Raw genomic sequence first — 23,425 nt, forward strand, 5'->3', positions numbered from 1 at the left:
TTGATGAGATAGTCACTTAAGCCAAAATTTTTATCTTGGCTTTTTTGTGTCTGCAAGATGAGAACCAGCAATGAGCGTCGAGTTTATTAGCTTCGAACACCAGTTGCCTTCGTAGCTCGTAGCTGATTTTTTTGGCAGCTGATAACTAACCACTGACCGCTTCTCTTATCTCTCTTTTGCATATTCACCAACAGTGGGTATAATTCTGCCTCCAGAAAAATGAAGAGTTAAACCATGACAGAACAATATGAACAACGCTTTGGCGGTATTAAACGCTTATATGGCACAACGGCGCTTGAAAGGTTTAAAAACAGCCATATTTGTGTCATTGGTATCGGTGGTGTCGGTTCTTGGGTTGTTGAATCATTAGCACGTTCAGGCATTGGTCAAATCACCTTAGTTGATATGGATGACTTATGTGTCACTAATATCAATCGCCAAGTGCATGCGTTAACCGAGTCAGTGGGTAAGCAGAAAATAGAAGTCATGGCTGACCGATGCCGACAAATAAACCCGGATATCATTGTTAACTGTATTGATGACTTTATCGATAAAGAAAACTGTTTTGAGTACCTTTCAAGCGACATGGATTATGTCTTTGATGCCATAGATAGCATTCATGCCAAAGTCGCGCTAGTGGCGCACTGTAAGCGCAATAAACACCCATTACTAACTTGTGGTGGCGCAGGTGGACAGCTTGACCCAACACAAATTCAAGTGACTGATTTGGCAAAAACAATTCAAGACCCATTAGCGGCTAAAGTACGCTCTGAATTACGTCGACATTTTAATTTTAGTAAAAATGTAAAACGTCGTTTTCACATTGATTGTGTCTTTTCGACTGAGCAACTGAGCTACCCAGATATGAATGGTGAAGTGTGTAAAGAGAAAGCGGAATCTGATGGTAGCTTGAAGATGGATTGTGCCGGCGGTTTTGGTGCATCAACCATGGTTACCGCAAGCTTTGCCTTTATAGGGGTGAGTTTCATGCTGAAGAAAATGTTAAGACGCATGGACAGAATGAGCTAAAAAATCATCTGTTCACTAAAAAATTTTAAGGTGCTGTTTAGCACCTTTAGTTTATTTAATCACAAGCTAAGTTGTTAGCCTTTTTAAGCGAGTTAATTAGCGACAATCGTAATTACACCGCTCTGTAGGTTGGCAATCTCACAGCTAAAATCGAGACGCTGCTCAGTCTCTTTATTTAATAAAGACTCCACTTTCTCTAGTTCGTCATCAACAATAATCAAACTCTTAAAGTTCAAGCAGCGCTTACTTTGTGGAATATTAAAAGCAATCGCACTGTCACTCAGTACTTGTTTGCATCCTGCTAAGGCTTCGCGATTGATCTCACCTTTATTGAGCATGGTAATGATTTCATTTTTTTTCAATTTTGATTTTAAGCCCCCCATTAAACAGGCAACTTTCATATTTAATATAGCAATGGCCCGCGTTTTTTTACTCTCTGAATCTTCAAATAAACCGATAATACAGGGAAGCGTTTCTGATGTGACTTGTTGCCTTGGCACACTAGCAAGGTTAACTTCGACACTTAAAGAACGTTTAAATGCCATTTGTAGGCGCGCTAAACCAGGCAATACAAATTCATTATCGGCCTCTGATTTTTTATTCATCAGCGGTAAAATCATTTCATGTAAGGCTTGGTGATTAAAGGGTTTTGCAAGAACAAACTCCGCACCCGCTTCAATCGCTTGTTGTAAGCGCTCAGGCTTTTTTTCAGTGGTGACAAGCCCAACTTTAATGGGCAGGTCTTTACGCTTAATAATTGAAATAAGTTCTAGACCCGACATGCCTGGCATATGCCAATCAGAAAGAATGATATCAGGATGCCAATCACCAATAATAACCAGCGCCTCTTTTCCACTCGACGCTTTTTTAATGGAAAAGGTTTCATGTTCAAAGCTATTTAGCGCTCTACGCACAATTGCACGCATCGCTTTACTATCATCAACAATCAGTAATTTCACAACCCCTCCCTTTCCAATAAGTAACGATTAAACAGCGCGTGAAATTAAGCTGTTTTTATAAAATAGACTAAAAAAGTCATGATGAAATCGCAATGACTTCAGCAGTGGCTTCAACAGTGGCTTCAACAATAATAATAATTATTTATTAACTTTCAGTAATATGGATAGAACTATAGAACACAGCTATCATTTAAATCATTATTACGCTGAGATTTTTTAAGGAACGCTATGTTTAGTCAAAAAATGTTAGAAATGCTTGCGATTGATCTCGCTTTATTAATCCTAATTGCACTTTTTTACATCCTATTGCTTTTTTTTCGTGAATATAAAAAAATTTCCGAGGCGCTTAATCGCTTTAGTCTCTCTCATCAAGGTATCGAAGATCAGCTGAGTTCACTGAATGAGATTAGAAGCGAGCCACAAAACCCATTATTTGATAATAATAAATTAGATAAATTAATCGCCATGAACTCTAAAATAGAAGCACAGTTTAACTGTGATTTATTAGATAAAGATAAACAGCTTCATTTCAATCAAAAAGATGTTCAGCAACTTAATAAAAGTATGAAAGCAGCAAATGCATATATTAAAACACTTAAAATGATAGCAAAAAGTAATGATTCAGGGGCACTTGAAGAAACACAAGAAAATTTAGCAAAGCAATCGGCTCAATATAATAAGTTACGTATGCAGGCAGATAAAATAACCGTGGAAAATACACAATTAAAACAACAACTCAAAAAGCATCTTCATGAAATTAAAAAGCTGAGAGAGCGTGGAGAGTTATATACAGCAAAATTGATACAGCAAGGTAAAGAGTTAGAGGTATTAAAAGAAAAATCTAAAATGAAAAGTAGCGATATAAATCAAGAAGAATTTACCCAACAAATTGAACAACTCAACTCTCAGCTCATTGAATCAACCGAAGAATTAGAACGTATTTCTATCGAAAAAGAATTTTTAGAAACACAGTTTTTAGATGTACTAGAGCAGTATGAAAAAGATGAGACAAATAATCAGGAAAATAAAAGTGATGCGAGTAAGGGTAAAAAAAATATATTAATCTAATCAGAGGTTGTTTCACTGCGCTAATAACGGCTCTAATTTTGCGAGCATCATTCAGGCTAATTAACGGTAAAAAATGCGCAGAACAATGCTTGCCTAGATTAATTCGCCACAAATAGTCTGATCACGCCCCGTATTTTTGGCCTCATATAAAAGCTTATCAACCTGCTGTAATATTTGCTCTGATGACCACTTCTGGTTATTTTTTATATGAATAGCACCAATGCTGACAGTAATATCAAATTGCTCTTCTCGGTGCTTGAAAGGGCTTTCAGATATTCTCTGGTTCACTTTATCGCTAATCGTTTGCATGTTTTCAGGGCTTACCTTTCCTAAAATAGCGCAAAAACCCTCACCACCAATACGAGTTAAAATATCATTTTCGCGCATGCAGGAAAGCATCCTTTTAGCCAAAATAGTCAGTACAACATCCCCCGCGGTGTGCCCGTAGTTATCATTAATCGATTTGAAAAAATCAATATCGATCATTAATATTGCAAAGTCACCAATATTATTTTTACCCTTAATTTCCCTTAACGATTCCATTAAGAAGCGGCGATTATATAAACCCGTTAATACATCACTATTCGCTTGTAATGTTAATTTATCATTTACGATAGCAAGCTGTAATGTCCGTTTTTTAACGGCTTTTCGTAAAAAAAAGATGTAAGTAGCGGCGGCAAATAACAAACTAAAAATAATACTGTGATAAAACCAAACAGGGACTTTCGTTTCTGTATTTATCCACTTCTGCCTTATTTGATCAATATCCCCTTTAGAGAGCATTTTCAGTTGCGCTTCAACAAGACGTAACAACATAAAATCGCCCTTAGTCACTGCGAATCGTATCGGTTCATCATATAATTGTACCAGTGAGACAAAGTCATTTGCTCGCTCAGAAAAGCTCACCATATAAAAATTAGTGACTTGTTTATCGGCAACAAAAAGACTAATTTCTTGTTTACGAACCGCTTCAAACAATAATGCATTATTGGCATAGGTGATTAGTTTCAGATGCGCATAATTCTTACGTACAAACCCTTCTTCATAACCTCCTTGAACCACACCGACAGGTTGCTGAATATTATTTAATATCCTCATCGATAATGCCCATTAAGTTAACATCAATGTAAATAGAGGTTTGAACATTAAACAGTACGCTACCAAATTCAAAAATTTCAGCACGCTCTTTCGAGTACACCAACCCAGCGTGAATATTTGCATGCCCCTCTGCCACTTCATTAAGCGAGGGTTGCCAGTCGATTAAATTGAAAACGATTTTGGTACCTGAACGCTCGCCGTAAAGTTTCCAAAAATCGATTAATACCCCTTTAGGTTGACCGTCCTCCATGTAGGCAAAAGGCTTCCAGGCTTTAGAGTTCGAAATAACCAGAGTATTTTGTTTTTGCTCTAATACAGGGCCATGATCGGCGTAAGCTGAGGCACTTAAAAGACAATAAAAAAAGCTAAGTAGCTGAATTGAGAGACTACGATGTTGCATAAAATACTCATAGGTAAAAAAAATAGACCATGCAACTACAAACCAATAGTCAAAAAAACAACACAAAGCAGTGTGTTCGTTATGAATATTTAAGCGCTAAAGAGCATTTCACAAACAAAAAAAAACGATAAGGGAGTACTTATCGAGCTTTTTATTTTTATCGAGAAATTTACTAGGGCATTTGATACTTATTTTTTCAACACCTTAACGCTATCTCGCTCAACTAATCGAGGCTCTAGCTGTAATTCAATATTACCTTCACGTTCACCTTTAATTTTATCTAATAATGTATCAAAGGCTTTTTTACCGAGGTTAAATTTTGGTTGGTGAATCGTGGTTAACGACGGCGTGACAAACTCTGCGAGTTTAATATCATCATAACCCACTATTGATAAATCATTTGGCACTGAGATCCCATGTTTATCAGCGGTATTAATAACGCCCATCGCCATCATATCGTTACACACAAACAATGCCGTTGGCATATTGCCAGTCGCCATGATTTGCTCAAACGCATGTTGGCCGCCCTCACACTCAAAATTACCCGACGCTAACCAATCATCACAGATTGCTAAGTTCGCTTCCTGCATCGCTTGTTGATAACCTGCGAGTCGCTTAATCGACGCTTGTTTGTCTAATGCGCCGGTAATACAGCCAATTTTACGATGGCCTTTATCAATTAAGTGTTTTGTTGCTAAATAGCCACCTTGCAATGAGTTATCTTGGATTTTATCCGCAGGGAAACTGGTTTCACCACAATCAAGTACCACAGTAGGCACGGCTTTATGACGACTAAAAATATCTAAATGCTGATGTGATATTTCATCACTCATAAGCAATAAACCATCGACTCTTTTTTGTAATAACATGTCGATATTAAAACGCAGGCGATCTAAATCACCTTCAGTATTACACAGCAGTAAACTATAACCTTCTTCATAACAGCGGCGCTCTACACCTTTCACCACTTCAGCAAAAAAGGGATTCGTTGAGGTGGTCACCAGCATGCCAAAGGTACGTGTGTTTTTCAGCTTTAAGCTACGTGCGAGCGCTGACGGTGCATAATTTAATGTCTCAACTGCTTGCATCACACGTGCAGTGATCTCTTCACTGACGTAACGCGTTTTATTTAATACATGACTGACTGTTGAGGTCGATACTTGTGCATCTTTAGCGACATCTTTTATGGTTGCCATTGGCGTGGTTTATTCCTTTATTAGTAACACACTTTTTCTTGGTGATGAGTGATATTAGCCTTCATCATACACAAACTTCAGTTAAAAACTGTTCAACCTGATGCTGATATGGGATAGAGGTTTGTGCGCCCATTGCAGTTACTGTAATCGCAGCGGCTGCGTGAGCAAACATGATAGCGTCTTGTAACGGTTTACCCTTTAAAAGCCCCGTTAAGAACGCGCCGTTAAAAGTATCACCGGCGGCAGTCGTATCTAGCGCTTTAACACTGAAACCACTGATTCTCTGGCCGTGATTATTTTCACTTAACCAAACACCTTCTTTACCCAACGTAATCAAAACCTGCTTAATGCCTTTTTTATGCAGTATATCAGCAGCTTGCTGAGCAGAGCTATCATCACAAACAATAATGCCCGTTAATAATTGCGCTTCTGTTTCGTTTGGCGTGATGATATCCACAAGCGCTAATAATTCATCGCTTAAGGGTTGCGCTGGCGCCGGATTTAACACTACTTTTGTTGCTGATTTGTGTGCTACCTGAGCGGCGGCTAACACCGTTTCTAGTGGCGTTTCTAATTGCATCAAGAGCATATCAGCATCACTGATTTTACTCAGATGCGCTTGTAAGCGTGCAACGGTTAAACACGCATTCGCTTCAGCTGAAATACAAATACTGTTTTCACCCGATGCGCTCACTTGAATCATGGCAATACCAGTTGGGATATTTTTCTCAACCATCACAGCATCGACATTAATGCCATCATCGCTGAATTTTTTACGGATATCTAAACCAAAACTATCGTCGCCGACACAAGCGATAAAATCGACATCGGCGCCTAAACGCGCAGCTGCCACCGCTTGATTAGCCCCTTTACCACCGGCTATTACGGCATAATTGTGGCCATGTAATGTTTCACCTGGGCGCGGAAAATTGGGCACCTGTAATACGTGGTCTGCATTTACACTGCCTAAAACAACAAGTTTACTCATAATATCTACCTTCACTTTCAGGTTAAAACGGATTGTTTAATACTTTTATACCCATGCGACTTCAAGATGCAAAGTCAGCAAGGAAAATTGTTCCTAGATACTAGGCATAAAATTGAAGCCTAGTCATTCTAAGTCGATATTTTATAACGACGTAGGTGGGTACAAGTTACCTTGCCCTACGGGGCGCAAGCTCGAAAACCAGCCCAGCGTTACAACAACGAAAAGTGAATAACAATTACCTCATGTTGTGCCTTGCTCTGATTATCGAGCTTGTGCCTGACAAAGTATATTGAGGCAGCATGGGTATATATAAAACCTTAAACCTTAAACAATCAATTTTGAGGGGAAAAACAACAGCAAAGATAGCTCTCTTTGCTGTTTAAACAGATTGATAAGGTTTATTTAACAACCATCATCAATGGAACAGGGATGCTTTTTTCTACATTCTTACCTTGTAAAAAATTAACAGCTGCTTCAACACCAAGCTCACCAATTAACGCCGGTTGCTGTGCAATCGTTGCGCCTAACAAACCACGTTTAACAGCGGCAATACCATCATCAGTACCATCAAAACCAACGATTAAGATATCTTTACCCGATGCTTGTACCGCACGGATAGCGCCAAGTGCCATCTCATCATTCTGTGCAAATACAGCCTGAGTATTAGGTTTTGAAGCTAATAGGTTTTCCATTACATTAAGGCCTTTAGTACGGTCAAAATCAGCAGGTTGGCTTGCTAATAAATCCATGTTTTCAGATTTAACGGCATTCATGAAACCTTCACCACGTTCACGCGCAGCTGACGTTCCAGCAATACCTTCAAGTTGAACCACTTTTGCATCTTTACCGATTTTTTCACTGATAAATTTACCCGCCATTTCGCCACCAGCCACATTATCAGAAGCAATATGGCTAACAACATCACCGCGTGATGCACCACGATCCAAGGTTAATACAGGAATGTTCGCACGATTAGCAACACGAATCGCATTAGACACTGCATCTGAATCTGTTGGATTAATTAAAATCGCTTTAACACCACGTACCACTAGATCTTCGATATTTGATAACTCTTTACTTGGATCATTTTGTGAATCTAAAACAAGCAATTTGTAACCTAATAAATCCGCTTTTTTCTCAGCGCCTTCTTTCATGCTCACAAAAAAGGGATTGTTTAATGTTGAAACAACCATCGCGATAGTGTCTTGTGCCATTACATTTGCACTAAAAGAAGCAGAAATAACTGCAGCTGAAAGTAACGTTGTTAATTTTTTCATGGTTTAGTCCTTTGGGTTGCTGTTGTTGACAGGGCAAAACCACCCTGCCTTCATAAAATTATGTTTAAGCTAATATTTTTCTCATACCTATCAGCCCTCATGCAATTAGGGCTGTACAAAGACTGAGTAGATGCAGAGGGCTAAGTCATTTATGGTTAGTTCAAGGCGAAAAAGCACAGTTTAGTCGTTTAAATGCGCATTTTTTAACGATGAAATAACCTTAAATGACGACGACCTGAGTAGTTACGGTTTATTTCTGTTTATTATCTACTAGTACCGCAAGCAGAATGACCACGGCTTTTACAATCATCTGGTAGTACGAAGAAACGTCTAACAAATTCAGCGCATTATTTAACACACCAATAATCAGTGCGCCGACTAAAGTACCCATAATGCGCCCTTTACCACCGGCCAAACTTGTACCGCCTAATACCACAGCAGCAATTGCATCTAATTCATAACCCATACCTGCGGTAGGTTGTGCTGACGACAAACGCGATGTAATGATGATGCCGGCAAGCGCAGATAACGCGCCACAAATCGCATACACACCAATTTTAATACGATCAACATTGATACCTGATAACTGTGTTGCGCTTTCATTACCGCCCAGAGCATAAATATAACGACCAAAACGGGTATGGTTAAGCAAGTACCAAATACCGCCAAATACACTGATCATTAACCAAACTGGCACTGGAATACCAAACATGTAACCCGTACCAAACCAGGCAAAAGAGTCAGCAACATCCGTGAAACCTGTTGAGATTGGGCGACCATCGGTATAAACCATGGTCACACCTCGTAATAAGGTCATAGTCACTAAGGTTGCAATAAAGGCCTGTACTTTACCCTTGGCAATAATCACACCTGTCATTGAGCCTAAGGCTGCCCCTGCAAATAACGAGATTGGCAAGGCGATTAATACCGGCACTTCCATGCCAATCATCGTAGCGGCAAATGCACCACATAACGCCAGAATAGAGCCCACACTTAAATCAATGCCCGCGGTTAATATCACTAAGGTCATACCGGCGGCTAAAATTGCAATCACCGAGGTTTGACGAAGAATATTGAGGATATTATCAACGGTAAAAAAATACTCGTTCATAAAGGACACAACCGTGATCAGCAAGATTAACGCGATTAATGACTTCTGCTCGATAAACCATTCTTTACTAATTAATGGTTTTCTTTTTTTCTCTGACGCTTTATTGATTACATTACTGTTCATGCTGCTACCTCATTGATTTCTTTACCAACAGCACAAGCCATTAGTTTTTCTTGATTGGCATCATCAGCCAAAAACTCACCACTAATTCGCCCTTGGTGCATCACCAAAATACGATCGCTCATACCTAATACTTCAGGCATTTCTGAAGACACTAAAATAATGCTCATGCCCTCCGCTTTAAATTTATTAATTAACTGGTAGATCTCTTTTTTAGCGCCCACATCCACACCACGTGTCGGCTCATCTAAAATTAACACTTTAGGACGTGTCATCAAGCCCTTAGCAATTGCCACTTTCTGCTGATTGCCGCCAGATAAATGACCAATAATTTGATCCATCGACGGTGTTTTGATATTAAATAATCGAATAAAATCATTCACCGATGTCGCTTCAGCTTGGTGATCAATCTGCAATTTTTTTGATAATCCCTGTAGCGCACAAAGTGACATATTTTCTTTTACCGAGAGACCTAAAATCAGCCCATCACCTTTACGATCTTCAGAAATATAGGCGATGCCATTCGCCAGCCCCTGCTGAGGATTAGTAATATTGACCAACTTACCTTCTAATAAAATCTCACCTTGCGTACAGCTTAATGCGCCATAAATCGCTTTCATTAACTCCGTACGTCCTGCACCCATGAGGCCAGAAACACCTAAAATCTCACCGTGGCTTAATGAAAAACTCACATTAAACACACCTTCCGCACTGAGGTTATTCACCTGTAAACATTCACTGCTATGGGTATGGTCAATACGTGGGTATTGCTCGTCTAAACGACGCCCCACCATCAATTCGATTAACGTATCTTCATCAATATCTGCCACCACACGTTGATCAATATATTTACCATCACGTAATACCGTAATGTCATCGCAGATTTCAAAAATCTCTTTTAAACGATGTGAGATATAAACAATGCCGTAACCTTCATCACGCAATTCATTAATCACAGTAAATAAAGACGCCGTTTCTGTATCAGTTAACGCATCGGTTGGTTCATCCATAATAATTACTTTGGATTTGAACGATAACGCTTTAGCAATCTCTACCATCTGTTGTTCGCCAACACTTAACTCGCCTAATAACTGTGACGATTTATGTTTTACATTAAGGCGTTTTAACAACATATCCGCTTCTTTAAACATTAATGGCCAATTAATAGCGCCAAAACGATTAGTAATTTCACGGCCTAAGAAAATATTTTCAGCGATAGTTAATTCAGAAATCAGGTTTAATTCTTGATGGATAATACTGATACCCGCCAACTGAGAATCACGCGGTCCAGAAAATTTAACCTGCTCACCTTGGTAACAAACTTCACCTTGGTCCAATTGATAAATACCGGTTAATACTTTCATTAACGTCGATTTTCCTGCGCCATTCTCGCCTAATAACGCCATCACCTTGCCAGGATAAACATTTAACGAAGCACCATCTAAGGCCTTCACGCCGGGGAAAGACTTATGAATTTCTTTAAGTTCTAAAATTGGCTGTTGCATACTTAACTCCCGATGACTTGTTGCTAAAAGCGGCGTCATTAAAAAACCACACCAGATTGAAAAATCACATTTGCGTAAGGACTACATTCACCCGTACGTACCACCGCTTTGCTTTGTAGCGTACGTGTCTTGAATGACTCATGGCTGATGTATTGGATATCAATATGATGACCATTCACTTGTTGCTCTTTTAACAGTGAGATTAACGCGTGGTATATATTAGGGTTGGCCTGCTCAAACTCATCGGCAAGCAATACACCAATAATGTGCACTTCGGTTAATAACACACGCACCGTATCGATAAAGCTGGGTACGCCATGTGTTAAAGCAAGATCAATACGTTTATTTTGATCATTAATCGGTAAGCCTGCATCACAAATAGTGAGCTCATCAAAATGGCCAAGAGAAGCAACGACATAAGATAACTGTGGGTTTAACAACTGCGTTTTTTTCATCAACTCTCAACCTTTTGTAAGCAGTAATAGATAATTTAATGGCCTATTTACCTGCTGACTAAATAGCAATAAAAGTAAAGATAGACTCGTCGAAACGTTTGCGCAAACGTTTCGATGAGTGAAATTTATACGTTCATCGCCTTCTTTGCATTAAATTTAATCGTAATGGGTGATCTGTTTCACAATAATAAATAGACTTTATTTTCAATCGTCTTTATCAGCTAATGGCAACTTGCTTATCCCTTTATCAATTGCTATTAATAAAAAAGGCACACTTAACGAACACTTTCTCTTCCCCAATAAAATAGGCGAGCATATGACCAATCAACTCTCACAATTAAAAAAAATCTCCACGGTTGTAGCAGACACAGGGGATGTTGAAGCCATTAGTAAATTTCAGCCGCAGGATGCAACCACCAACCCTTCTCTGTTATTAAAAGCAGCATCATTAGCGAACTACCAACACTTATTAGTAGAAGCGACTAAATGGGCTAAAGAGCAAAGCAGTGACCTACAAACACAAAGTGAATTAGCCTGCGATAAGTTATCTGTATTAGTAGGATTAGAAGTCTTAAAAATAGTACCAGGACGAATTTCTACCGAAGTAGACTCGCGTTTATCATTTGATACAGCGAGCTCTATTAAAAAAGCGCAGCAATTAGTGGCGCTGTATAATCAGGCAGGCATTACTAACGATCGTATTTTGATAAAACTAGCAGCCACTTGGGAAGGCATTAAAGCCGCTGAGCTGTTAGAGCAACAAGGGATCAACTGTAACTTAACGTTACTATTTAGCTTTGCTCAAGCACAAGCCTGCGCCGAAGCGAACGTTTTCCTTATCTCCCCTTTTGTGGGTCGTATTTTAGATTGGTACAAAAAACAAACCGGCATCGCGCACTACCCAGCGAGCGAAGATCCAGGTGTTATTTCTGTTACTCAGATATATAACTATTACAAACAGCAGGGTTACAACACGATTGTGATGGCCGCCAGTTTTAGAAGCATTGAAGAAGTCTTAGCGTTAGCCGGTTGTGACCGATTAACCATTAGCCCTGATTTGATGGCGCAGCTTGAGGCCAGTGATGAGGTGGTTGAGCACAACTTAACGCCACAAATTTCAGCTAAAGGTGCTCCCGTTGAAGCGCTTTCTGAAAGTCAGTTTAGATGGGATATGAATGAAGATGCAATGGCAACAGAGAAGTTGGCCGAAGGTATTCGTAATTTTACGCTTGATCAAATTAAGCTTGAGAAGCAGCTGATGGCAATCTTAGCTGGGTAGGGTTTTACCCTTTTTAATCACTTCTGAGCAGTGTTGTTCAGGAGTGATTAAGTTGCGTTTTATGCACAATTCGATGTAGGAATAGAGTTGTTATTGTATAAATAAAGATAATTAGCTAAACATGTTCCTAACGGAATATGCCAAACTACTTTAGTTCCGTTAAGGAGGGGGAAAATCAAATTCCGTTTAATTTCCTTATTATGTCACTGATTTGTAAACATCTATTCGTCTTAATAGATTTCTCATAAATTTACTAGGTGAGATAGACTCACTCTCTTTGCGACTTAAAAACACAACTTTCCCTCCATTTTTAGACATGTAATTTAGGGCACCTTTTTTCTTTGCATCAAATGTGATTATTGGATGAAACATTGATCTAGCAGCTATTTGGATATCAGCTTCTTGTTTGAATAATATTTGAGTATCATGTCTTTTTTCAATTGTTCCGTATTTTTCTAACAACTTTCGGAGTATTGCTTGCTCTTCTGTAGTAGAAAAACGTCCTTTACCAAAGCCTGAAGAACGCTGATACTCCTCTGGGAAAAGGTCGCTATGAAACCCAAAAACAGCATCTTCTTTTACCATTCCGGAATGTAAATTTCTCTGTGCATACTCTTTAACCGTGCTACAACGTTCTGGCATTTGAACAATTTCATATTTACCGTGAGTCGTGATATACAGAGAGAAACGCACCTTTGGAAAATAACTTTCCAGACTGAGATTGTTATCGACAAGATAATCCCAAAAATTGTTATCTATGAATATTTTCAACACTTCTCCTGTGACATAACAACTTATTAAATAGAGAATTTCCGTCTATCAGCATCTAAACGGAGTAATTAAAGGCATATTATATTAAACCCCTCCAAACTTAAATTACAACGTACTATCATTTTATTTATTGGAATAAATACAAAGTGGCGTAATAAAGTAATCCTAGTTCGTCTTCGCTCATCGAGGCGATGACTAACCCTAAGTCGCATTTATTTCGCCTTGTGGGCGAGTAGCGAATGAACACTGAAACGTAGTTTCAAAGTGTGAAGCAGCATGCTCTCTAAACCAGTAGAGAAAAGTCACCAAAAGAGAGCTGGCCCGTGGCGTTTTCTAATCTCGTGTAATCAATCACTTCTCAACGCACCAGTTCAGACTGGCCATCCATGGCCAGATCTTCACTTAGCATCGACATCCATGTCGTTACTTGCAGAAGCGATTAATTCCACAAGGAAAACTAAACGGGATCCGTGCAGCCACTCAGTTTTGTTAAATAGATAAATAGATAAATAGATAAATAAAACATAAAAGATAAAAACCTATAGCCATATTTCTTTGTTAATAAAACCAAACAATGTGGCTGCGCTAACTCCCTTCCATTTTTCTTGCTAAAGGAGGACTGATTAGCAAGAGCCGACAGCGAATTATGCGACAGCATAGTGTATGAGCGGGCTAAGCTCTGCGTGCCCCTTGGAAGTCGGCTCTAAGCTCAACCAGCACAGGGATGTGCTGTTTGAGCTGGTGCGTTTAATCAGTTCTCCTTTAGCAAGATTAAAAAATGGTAGGGCGGCTTTTCCTTTGGTTACTTTCCTTTGGCCGTCAAAGGAAAGTGACTCGCCGGGAGGCGAAATCACTGCTCAGTAAGTCTAAACCAAGACTGGATGAGCTTGGCGAACTAGAAACTTCGTAACCACATTTTTTGATAAAGAAAACGAAATAACGTGGCTGCGCGACACCCCTTCCATTTTTCTTGCTAAAGGAGGACTGATTAGCAAGAGCCGACAAGGAAGTCGGCTCTAAGCTCAACCAGCACAGGGATGTGCTGTTTGAGCTGGTGCGTTTAATCAGTTCTCCTTTAGCAAGATTAAAAAATGGTAGGGCGGCTTTTCCTTTGGTTACTTTCCTTTGGCCGTCAAAGGAAAGTGACTCGCCGAGAGGCGAAATCACTGCTCAGTAAGTCTAAATACAGACAGGATGAGCTTGACGAACATGGTAGCTATTCACATTCATTTTCATACAAAAAAAGAGCCTAGTTCGTCTTCGCTCATCGAGGCGATGACTAACCCTAAGTCGCATTTATTTCGCCTTGTGGGCGAGTAGCGAATGAACACTGAAACGTAGTTTCAAAGTGTGAAGCAGCATGCTCTCTAAGCCAGTAGAGAAAAGTCACCAAAAGAGAGCTGGCCCGTGGCGTTTTCTAATCTCGTGTAATCAATCACTTCTCAAAGCACCAGTTCAGACTGGCCATCCATGGCCAGATCTTCACTTAGCATCGACATCCATGTCGTTACTTGCAGAAGCGCTTAATTCCACAAGGAAAACTAAACGGGATCTGTGCAGCCACTGAGCTTTATTAAATAGGAAATTATTTCTAAAAAATGGTTTTATTAAAACAACAAAACAAAGTGGCTGCGCGACACCCCTTCCATTTTTCTTGCTAAAGGAGGGCTGATTAGCAAGAGCCGACAGCGAATTATGCGACAGCATAGTGTATGAGCGGGCTAAGCTCTGCGTGCCCCTTGGAAGTCGGCTCTAAGCTCAACCAGCACAGGGATGTGTTGTTTGAGCTGGTGCGTTTAATTAGTTCTCCTTTAGCAAGATTAAAAAATGGTAGGGCGGCTTTTCCTTTGGTTACTTTCCTTTGGCCGTCAAAGGAAAGTGACTCGCCGAGAGGCGAAATCACTGATAAGTAAGCTTAAAACAGACTGGATGAGCTTGGCGAACTAGAAACTTCGTAACCACATTTTTGATAAAGAAAACGAAACAATGTGGCGCCACAAGTCCTTTCCATTTTTATTGCTAAAGGAGGATTGTTTGAACTGGTGCGTTTAATCAGTTGGACTGTGTAATATTAAAAAATGGGTGGCCGCTTTTCCTTTGGTTACTTTCCTTTGACCATCAAAGGAAAGTGACTCGCCGAGAGGCGAAACCAATGCACAGTAAGTTTAAGCTTAGCGAACTGAAAACTACACAGACCCATTAGCGGGATAAACAACAAAACTAAGTAAGCTAGCTTCAAATTCCACCAGCATGCTCAAGTCTAAAATCGTTATTAGATAGACGATTTTTGTATTTCCTATTGAAGCTTGAGTTACCAATAATAAGCCTAATTAGAAATACAACTCACAGCCCTTTCGGGTCAATAATAGAGAGGAAAATAGATGTTAAATAAACTCATTATTAGTCTGGTTTTGTTATCCGTGATAATTGCGATATTCACCACGGGTTTGATCAGCGCAGCATTTACCTTAGTGGCTTTTAGCTTATTATTTTATTACGTTATTAATAGTGATAATAAAAATAATACACATAAAAAAACGGAGAATTAATCTCCGCTAATCAGCTTATCATTTTTCTAAGTATTTACATTACCAGTAGTATATAAGCCAGTGAACTGGTCGAAATAACCACCCATAAACTAATCCCTAATATCATCGGTTTAAAACCCGCAGACTTAATACTTTTAATGGTTAATCCCGCGCCGATTAAAAATAAACACAAGACTAACAAACGTTTTGAAACGGTGAATATTTCCTGATAAATCACATCAAACTGTGGCAAGTAATAAGCAATCGCAATTGCGACACAATAAAACAAGATAAACAAAGGCACTGGAATTTTTTTACTGTCACCTTTAAAAATAAGCGCGCTAATAAACGCCACCGGAATAATCCACAACGCTCTCGCAAGTTTCAATGTGGTTGCCGTTTGAAGCGCTTCGTCACCATAGGCTGAAGCAGCCCCCACCACCGATGAAGTATCATGAATGGCAATCGCACTCCAAATACCAAAGTCATGCTGACTCATTAAAAGCCAATGCCCGACTAGCGGAAAAACAATCAACGCAATACTATTTAATATAAAAATAGTCGCCAAGGCGTGTGATGTTTCATCTGCATTAGCATCAATCGCAGGCGCAATCGCGGCAATCGCACTCCCCCCACAAATAGCGGTACCTGAAGCAATAAGATGCCCTGTTTTCGGTTTGATGTTAAAACCTTTGGTAAGTGCGGCCCCCAGTAATAACGTGCCAAAAATTGAACAAACAATAATGCCAATATTGTTTGAACTGACCGTGATCGCTTGCTCTAAATTAATACCAAAACCCAAACCAACAATTGAATAAGCCAACAGTTTTTTAGTGAAAAAGGCCGTATTTATTTGCGTGGGCACTAACCCTAATGTGGCTAAGGTAAAGCCTAATACCAGTGCGATAGGCGAGGAGATAATTGGGAAAAGACACAATACTGCTAAGCCAAGAAAAATCACCAAGCGACTGTTTAATTCTATTTTTAGGTTTGTTTTTGGAACAACGATATTCATGAGTGCCTCATTAAGCATCTATTTTAGTGAGGTGATTATAAGCGCCCAACATCGTTAAGAATATTTAAAACAATTTAAACAAGGGTTAAAACAAATTTAACCCTGGCTTAAATTAATAGATACAAAAAAGCCCGACAACTCACTAGGAGTTATCGGGCTTACTATTTCTTATGTTTTTATTCTGTTTTTTATTAAGGCTGTCATTTTAGCTTCAGTATTACAAAACTAAAATGACGCTGTTTATCTTATAAAGGACAAACAGGGTTCCAACCCGTTACCCAGTTCTCAGCAGAACCAGGTTTTCCGTCGTTACCACCCCAAGCACGTGCCCAAACTTGGCCGTCTTGAATTGCCATATCACCTTTAGAATAGTTAGCACTATAACCACTTTTCCAAGGTTCAACAGTAGACACATCAATGCCACGCGCTTCACAGCCACCGTCAGTAATCATTTTCACTTCTGTTTTAGCCGCGAAATCACCTGAGCCAGTTGTAAATACGAATGAAGATGGACCACCACCAATAGGTAAGTGAGCGTCAATCTTAATCGTATGGCTTGCACCCGGTGCTAGGTTTACAGATGTAGCGAAACGATGGAAGTCGTCTTGCATACCTGGTGCGCCTTTGTTGCCACCGTTGTTAGCATGATTAATCAATGTTCCCACTTTCTTAAGGTCTTTACTTAAGTCAGTTGAAGACGGAATGCTAAATGCAATCTTCGAAATAGTTTGTGTACTGTTATTCGTAAACAACCATTCTGAAGTTTGTGGCCATGCAACACTTTCGTCAGTGACGTAACCCACTAGTGAAACAGTAACATCTAGTTTCTGAGCAGGAAGATTAACTAAAGAATCAGTCATGTTCATATCCGCTGCGCCTGCAGTTAATAGAATTTCGTGACCCAATGAAGTTAATGTATTACCCATGAAGTACTCACCGTTACCAGCAGCACAGTTAGACTCTGGAACAACGTTTTCAGTACGAACGCCGTCTACAATAGCGTAACAGTTATAGTCACCCGCCATTTCCCAGAACATGATACCGCCTAAGCCTTTATCTGCTACATATTGCGTTTTAGCACGAACCGCTTGCTCGTCTTCAATATTTAACATGACTTTCTTAGTTGGGTTCCATAACCAAGCAGCTTCAGCATCTTTGTCGTAGAAACGTGTGTACGTGCCTACTAACTTGTCAGCTTCGTTGTTGATTGGATCTAAACCATATTGTTCAGCGTATGTACCAATATGTGCATTTGCTAAGTTTTTAACATGCCAGATTGGGTTTGAACCTGCGCCTAGCTCTGCACCATGTGGGTCAGAATCGTGCCACATGTTGTCGATACCAACAGCACCGTTACCACAACCTTGCTCAGTACCTGTACCAGTACCACGTTCACAGTCAGCAGTTTTAGCTTTACCGCCGTAACCGTTTACGCCGCCTTCAACGCCTTTCCAACCACGAGTATAGAATGGTAGACCTACGTTAATACGACCAGCAGGTACAACACCGCGGAAGTAATGGAATGCCCAATCAATGTTTAGGTAACCGACGTTGCCGTAAGCGTTGTAAACATCAAACAGTTTCATTTCAGGATCTTTACCATTATCGTAAAGAGGACCATTGAAACCAACGACTTCACCCCAAGAACCAGAGAAGTCGTAAGTCATCATATTGATGAAATCAAGGTATTGACCTGCAGAGAATACTTCCATACCACGTAACAAGTAACCAGAAGATGGCACAGCTACTGTAAGGTAATAATGAACACCATCTTCAGCAGAGGCGACATCAATCGCTTCACGAAGGTCTTTCATTAACACATTGTAAGAAGCCATTAAGCCGTTACGACGTGGGTTTTGCGCTGCGCGATCGTACGGGTTACCGCCATCTTTCAGTGCAGTTGGGTATTCGTAATCTAAATCGATACCATCAAAGCCGTAAGCTCGAACAAAATCAACAGAAGATTTAACAAAAGCTGCGATACCTGCTTTATTAACAGAACCGTCAGAGTTAGTTGTCATTGCGTAGAAACCACCGTTAACAACACGGCCTAAATCATCAATAGGACAAGGACCTGTGTTCATCACACCGTCTTTATCTTTTTGACCCGGCATAGTCCAGTTGTCTTCAGCAACTGGTGCATCAGTCATCGCACAAGTAGATCCTGTGTTTTCACCCCAGAAACCACCAGTTTCAGCCCAACCACCAACAGAAACCAAGGTTTTAACACCGTTCGCTTTCTTGTATTTGTTGATTAGGTTTAAGTGACCCTTGTACTTCATGCTTGAATCCATATCGGCATCCGTTGCACCCGGTACATCATTCCAAACCATACCCGTATTTGGGTTAGTTGGATCAGGGTTATAACCTATTTCAGTTGGGTAAACATTATCACCAATAGAAACACGGTAGTTATTATCGATATGCGCAAACGCGTAGTTAATATGCGTTACTTTATCCCATGGCACATCAGTCGCTAGGTAAGTAGATTGACCGTTTGCACCGTTGCGCCAGTTAGTGAAGTAACCGATGATACGACGAGATGTCCCATTGATCTCTTGCTCGATACCGCCTTTTTGGTAAACAGTACAGTAAGGAACGTCGATACCTTCTGTTTTGTATAAACCTTCAGGACGACATTCTTCATGCGAAGATGGTACAGGGGTTACAACAGGTGTTGGCGTTACAACAGGTGTTGGTGTTACAACTGGCGTTGGTGTTACAACTGGAGTTGGTGTTACAACTGCCGTTGGTGTTACAACTGGCGTTGGCGTTACAACGGGTGTTGGTGTTACAACTGGCGTTGGCGTTACAACGGGTGTTGGTGTTACAACGACAGTTTGTGCTGTCCAAACGCCCCATTTTCCTGTTGTGCCAGGCTCTTGGCCTTTAGTCCACCAGCCAGCAACATAAGTAATACCATTATGCGTTACTTCATCACCAGTATTGTAAACTGCTGATGCATCCCACATACCGCTACCAACAACAGGTGTTGGTGTCACTACTGGAGTAGGTACTGATGTTGGCGTAATGACAGGAGTAGGTGTAACTACAGGCGTTGGCGTAATGACAGGAGTAGGTGTAATTACAGGCGTTGGCGTAATGACAGGTGTAGGCGTTACTGCTGGCGTTGGCGTAACAACGGGTGTTGTGTCATCACAGGTTGCTGATGCCCAAAACCACGTTGCCGAAGAAGAAGGTGTTTCCCAAGTCCCTGGGGTATTTTTTGCTACATAGCACTCACCTTGGTACATAACAACGTCACCGTTGCTTACTTTAGTTTTACCCGGTACAAACTCTGTTGTAGTCGCAGCAAACGCTGACGTACTACCCAGAGCCGCACTTAGCGCAATCGCTAAGACCGACATTTTCTTATTCATAAATCCATCCTTTGAATCGGTAACCATCCATTGGTCACTCTTGCGTAGAATAGCAAAATCAGAATAAGAGTTCATAAATAGATTTCTAAATTGTGTTCCATTTCAAGGTGTTAACTGTATTTTAAGATGAATAAATTGAATGTTAGCCGAGAGTTCCGAGTTTAATTGCACAAAAAAACAAACACTTATTGGTTATCTAATTGATATAACAATAGTTTTATAGTAGGTACTATTTATTTTCTGATTTTAAAAATTCCATAATGGGTAAAATTTTTTTAGATGAAATTAATTTTCATAGCCGATTAGAGGTTTACGTTCAAGCGTTTTCAGCTTGGTTTATATGTATATCTATGCTATTTCAATATGTAAAGTCATCAAAGCAACATGGGTATAGTAAACCTTCCACCAGCAATATCATTATGATGGAAAGAATAGTAATAACTCGCTCTCCAGCCAACAAAAGATCAAACAAAAAACATTAAAACAATAAACCTTCGATATAAATCAATGACAATTAAATAAATACTCTTATAATCCTCGCTTTATAATTAAATGGAATTAAAAGTTAGTATATGGATATATATAAAAAAAAATCACTTGTTACGCTCATATCATCACTCACCCTCTTTGCCTGTGGAGGTAGTGGTGAAAGTGGTACACCGACACCTCTTACAACTCCAGAAGCAGAAACCTCTCTAGAATTAACATCGACGCTTATAGCTCCAGAAGCAGAAAACTCTCTAGAATTAACATCGACGCTTATAACACCAGAAGCAGAAACTTCTCTAGCATTAACATCGACGCTTATAGCTCCAGAAGCAGAAAACTCTCTAGAATTAACATCGACGCTTATAACACCAGAAGCAGAAACTTCTCTAGCATTAACATCGACGCTTACACCTGTAATTAAAATATATAATGAGGCACCTACTTTTAATGATAGAAGTGTCTCTGTAAATTTTAATCAACCAGCTTCCTTTTTCTTAAACGCAACTGATACCAATCATGATCACTTAAGTTATCGCATGATCCAGCAGGCCGCTTTTGGCTCGATAGCCTTAAACATGATGACAGAAGAAGTCACTTATACACCCAGTGACGATCAGGTAATAAGCGATTTCTTTATCATTCAGGTTTCTGATGGTGAAATATCAACTGATGCTAGATTTGATATTACAATAACAGACTCAATCGCTCCCAAAATTCAATTGTTAGATCAAAGTAATTTATTTTCTACGACAGTACCAATCCAAATCTCATTTGACGACCTAATTAAAAATTCAAGCATCACTGTGAATGGTGATAATAATGATTGCTCTGGCTCTATTCAGCTTTCACATGATAACTTTTTAAGCTGTGTAAAATTACAAAAATATACGACTCCCATTGGAAAAACTGCGACGGATGATTATATAAAAAGCATAACACTGCTCATCAATTCACCTCTTCAAAATAACTCTATGTATCAATTGAAATTCAATGAGCAGATTGAAAATTATCATGGTTTATATCTAGAAAGAATAATTTTAAATTATCAAATGATAATGACAACGCCCATTATTAACGAAATATCTGCATCAGCTTATTCTAATTCTCGTCGCTGGTTTGAGATCTACAATGGCACAGGTAAAACGATTAATTTATCTGATTACAATTTTATTAGTAAAGGTATAAATGCAACGGGTAATATTATTGAAAACCATAATTTTTCACTTCCCGCTCAACTAATTGATTCAGATAGTTATGTCATTATACAAGCCCAAGAGTCCCCAAACTCATCACAAACTAGCGCACAAAACAGTAAACAATTAATAGTCATAGATGATCCTGACTATGCGCCTTACTGGAGTGGACAAGGTTATATTGAATTAATTAATAGTGTCGATCAAAGTAGTGTCGATCTTGTTCGTTTTGGTTCTGATACTCAAATATCTTCCGCTCCCTTAATTACAGGAAAAAGTTTAGTTCGTAGTATCACTCATCAGGATAGTGGAAATGGCAGTGATTGGACTACCACACACTTCTCTACACCAGCTGGTATTAACGATGTTAATGATTGTATTCGAGATGATGATAATGATGGTATTCCCGATTGCTCGGAGCTTAAAAATAGCACATTCGCAGGGTTACCACTTTACCAATGGGGCGCACGTAGCAATCAAAAAGATATCTTCATTGAAGTAGATTATATGAAAAGTAATGACCTCGGTATCACACCACAAAAAGAGGCATTACAAAAAGTTAAAGAAGCATTCTCAAATAGAGGTTACAGCGTGCATTTTGATACAGGCACACTGTATCATCCTGGCGCAGATATTAGCCATGATGACTTTGATTTGAGCGGTGGCAATTCAGTACCTTTTACGAAAACAATTAACTTTGCTAAAGAAGCCGGCGTTAGCTCTCTTGTTGATTATAAATCTCAACATATGGATCTGCGTCGTCGTCAAATTTTCTTCTACATGTTATTTGCAAGCAGTCAAAATATAGATGGTGAAGCGGGATCATCTGGCTTGGCTGAAATGAATGGTAACGATTCAATTATCAGCTTAGGAAAATGGGGGCTCAATAAAGATACAATAGAAAACAACAATGCTTTAATCAATATTCAAGCAGCTACCATCATGCACGAATTTGGTCATAATTTAGGCTTATTACACGGAGGAGATGATGGGATAAACTTTAAACCTAACTACCTCAGTGTGATGAATTACCTGTACCAATTAGATGGACTTGCAAGCCCTGGTAATAATGAAGGTGATCGTTATTACGGGCATCGTTTTTCTGGCAGTGCTGTATGTGATCAACAATCACTCATTAACGGCCCAAGAAATAACGTTGAACATTTCCTTATAGATTACTCAAATGGTACAGGTTCTACACTTGACGAAACTCAAATAGATGAGAGCAAAGGATTGGGAAGAACATTCACATCTGGCATCGATTTTAACTGTAATGGCATTATCGAAGGAAAAATTGGAGTCCTAGAGATAAATGGCCCTACTTGGGTATTTGAAAACGAGACATGGCTAGAAAAGGAAGTGGTATCGACGATGCACGATCATAATGACTGGGAAAAAGTCTCTTTGAAGTTTCAAGATCACTGGCCTGGTAATGCAGGGCAATCTCGATCAGCAATAGTTACCCAGAAAAAGATTGATTTTATGCTAATCGATACCCAAAAATTTATCGCAGAGAAAACACCGTCAGATGCATTCTTTAAACGTTTACAAGGCGAATAATCAT

17 protein-coding genes are annotated in these 23,425 nt (G+C 39.5%); 5 read left to right on the forward strand and 12 right to left on the reverse strand.

All coding sequences use genetic code 11. The features are described from left to right. The first annotated feature begins 234 nt into the window (after positions 1-234). Positions 235-1,029 carry a tRNA cyclic N6-threonylcarbamoyladenosine(37) synthase TcdA gene (gene tcdA / locus CXF74_RS06690; RefSeq protein ID WP_101081641.1) on the forward strand — a complete coding sequence of 265 codons (795 nt, stop codon included), beginning with the start codon at positions 235-237 and terminating at the stop codon, positions 1,027-1,029. A 92-nt stretch (positions 1,030-1,121) separates the two neighbouring features. Here the strand turns inward: tcdA and CXF74_RS06695 are convergent, their stop codons facing one another. Next, complete coding sequence (locus CXF74_RS06695; protein WP_101081642.1) at positions 1,122-1,988, reverse strand: response regulator; 867 nt, start codon at positions 1,986-1,988, stop codon at positions 1,122-1,124. Between the two features lie 228 nt (positions 1,989-2,216). Between CXF74_RS06695 and CXF74_RS06700 the strand changes: the two genes are divergently transcribed. Then, positions 2,217-3,056, forward strand: coding sequence for a hypothetical protein (locus tag CXF74_RS06700; protein ID WP_101081643.1), 840 nt, complete (start codon positions 2,217-2,219; stop codon positions 3,054-3,056). 93 nt (positions 3,057-3,149) lie between these two features. On the opposite strand, the gene CXF74_RS22825 is transcribed toward CXF74_RS06700, so the two are convergent. The 8 genes from CXF74_RS22825 to rbsD all read right to left on the reverse strand — a co-directional run bounded on the left by CXF74_RS22825 (position 3,150) and on the right by rbsD (position 11,206). Beyond that, positions 3,150-4,154 carry a transporter substrate-binding domain-containing diguanylate cyclase gene (locus tag CXF74_RS22825; protein ID WP_101081644.1) on the reverse strand — a complete coding sequence of 335 codons (1,005 nt, stop codon included), beginning with the start codon at positions 4,152-4,154 and terminating at the stop codon, positions 3,150-3,152. Continuing rightward, a complete protein-coding gene (locus CXF74_RS22830; protein ID WP_101081645.1) occupies positions 4,138-4,554 on the reverse strand; it encodes a transporter substrate-binding domain-containing protein in 417 nt (138 codons plus the stop codon). The genes CXF74_RS22825 and CXF74_RS22830 overlap by 17 nt, the downstream gene beginning before the upstream one ends. A gap of 188 nt (positions 4,555-4,742) precedes the next feature. Then, positions 4,743-5,750, reverse strand: coding sequence for a substrate-binding domain-containing protein (locus tag CXF74_RS06715; RefSeq protein WP_101081646.1), 1,008 nt, complete (start codon positions 5,748-5,750; stop codon positions 4,743-4,745). Between the two features lie 64 nt (positions 5,751-5,814). Next, on the reverse strand, positions 5,815-6,738 hold the full coding sequence (rbsK, locus tag CXF74_RS06720) for a ribokinase (RefSeq protein ID WP_101081647.1): 924 nt from the start codon (positions 6,736-6,738) through the stop codon (positions 5,815-5,817). A gap of 398 nt (positions 6,739-7,136) precedes the next feature. Further along, positions 7,137-8,015, reverse strand: coding sequence for a ribose ABC transporter substrate-binding protein RbsB (gene rbsB / locus CXF74_RS06725; RefSeq protein WP_101081648.1), 879 nt, complete (start codon positions 8,013-8,015; stop codon positions 7,137-7,139). A 250-nt stretch (positions 8,016-8,265) separates the two neighbouring features. Further along, positions 8,266-9,249, reverse strand: a complete 984-nt coding sequence (rbsC, locus tag CXF74_RS06730; RefSeq protein WP_101081649.1) for a ribose ABC transporter permease — start codon at positions 9,247-9,249, stop codon at positions 8,266-8,268. Continuing rightward, positions 9,246-10,751 carry a ribose ABC transporter ATP-binding protein RbsA gene (gene rbsA / locus CXF74_RS06735; protein WP_101081650.1) on the reverse strand — a complete coding sequence of 502 codons (1,506 nt, stop codon included), beginning with the start codon at positions 10,749-10,751 and terminating at the stop codon, positions 9,246-9,248. The genes rbsC and rbsA overlap by 4 nt, the downstream gene beginning before the upstream one ends. A 38-nt stretch (positions 10,752-10,789) precedes the next feature. After that, positions 10,790-11,206 (reverse strand): D-ribose pyranase, encoded by a 417-nt coding sequence (gene rbsD / locus CXF74_RS06740; protein WP_101081651.1) that lies wholly within the window; start codon positions 11,204-11,206, stop codon positions 10,790-10,792. Positions 11,207-11,522: 316 nt separating this feature from the next. On the opposite strand from rbsD, the gene tal reads away from it, so the two are divergent. Beyond that, positions 11,523-12,485: a transaldolase gene (gene tal, locus CXF74_RS06745; protein ID WP_101081652.1), complete on the forward strand. Its 963-nt coding sequence runs from the start codon at positions 11,523-11,525 to the stop codon at positions 12,483-12,485. Positions 12,486-12,683: 198 nt separating this feature from the next. Here the strand turns inward: tal and CXF74_RS06750 are convergent, their stop codons facing one another. Then, positions 12,684-13,256, reverse strand: a complete 573-nt coding sequence (locus CXF74_RS06750) for a hypothetical protein (RefSeq protein ID WP_101081653.1) — start codon at positions 13,254-13,256, stop codon at positions 12,684-12,686. A 2,381-nt stretch (positions 13,257-15,637) separates the two neighbouring features. On the opposite strand from CXF74_RS06750, the gene CXF74_RS22150 reads away from it, so the two are divergent. Next, on the forward strand, positions 15,638-15,805 hold the full coding sequence (locus tag CXF74_RS22150; RefSeq protein WP_198552805.1) for a hypothetical protein: 168 nt from the start codon (positions 15,638-15,640) through the stop codon (positions 15,803-15,805). Positions 15,806-15,839: 34 nt separating this feature from the next. Here the strand turns inward: CXF74_RS22150 and CXF74_RS06760 are convergent, their stop codons facing one another. Then, the gene (locus tag CXF74_RS06760) at positions 15,840-16,799 is read right to left on the reverse strand and encodes a YeiH family protein (RefSeq protein ID WP_101081655.1); all 960 of its coding nucleotides are present in this window, start codon (positions 16,797-16,799) and stop codon (positions 15,840-15,842) included. A gap of 245 nt (positions 16,800-17,044) precedes the next feature. Further along, positions 17,045-20,179, reverse strand: coding sequence for a glycosyl hydrolase family 18 protein (locus tag CXF74_RS06765; protein WP_157822344.1), 3,135 nt, complete (start codon positions 20,177-20,179; stop codon positions 17,045-17,047). A gap of 572 nt (positions 20,180-20,751) precedes the next feature. Here CXF74_RS06765 and CXF74_RS06770 point away from each other — a divergent pair. Further along, a complete protein-coding gene (locus CXF74_RS06770; RefSeq protein WP_101081657.1) occupies positions 20,752-23,421 on the forward strand; it encodes an Ig-like domain-containing protein in 2,670 nt (889 codons plus the stop codon). The last annotated feature ends 4 nt before the right edge of the window (positions 23,422-23,425 follow it).

It is taken from the genome of Psychromonas sp. Urea-02u-13 (assembly GCF_002835995.1).
Taxonomy (GTDB): Bacteria; Pseudomonadota; Gammaproteobacteria; order Enterobacterales; family Psychromonadaceae; genus Psychromonas.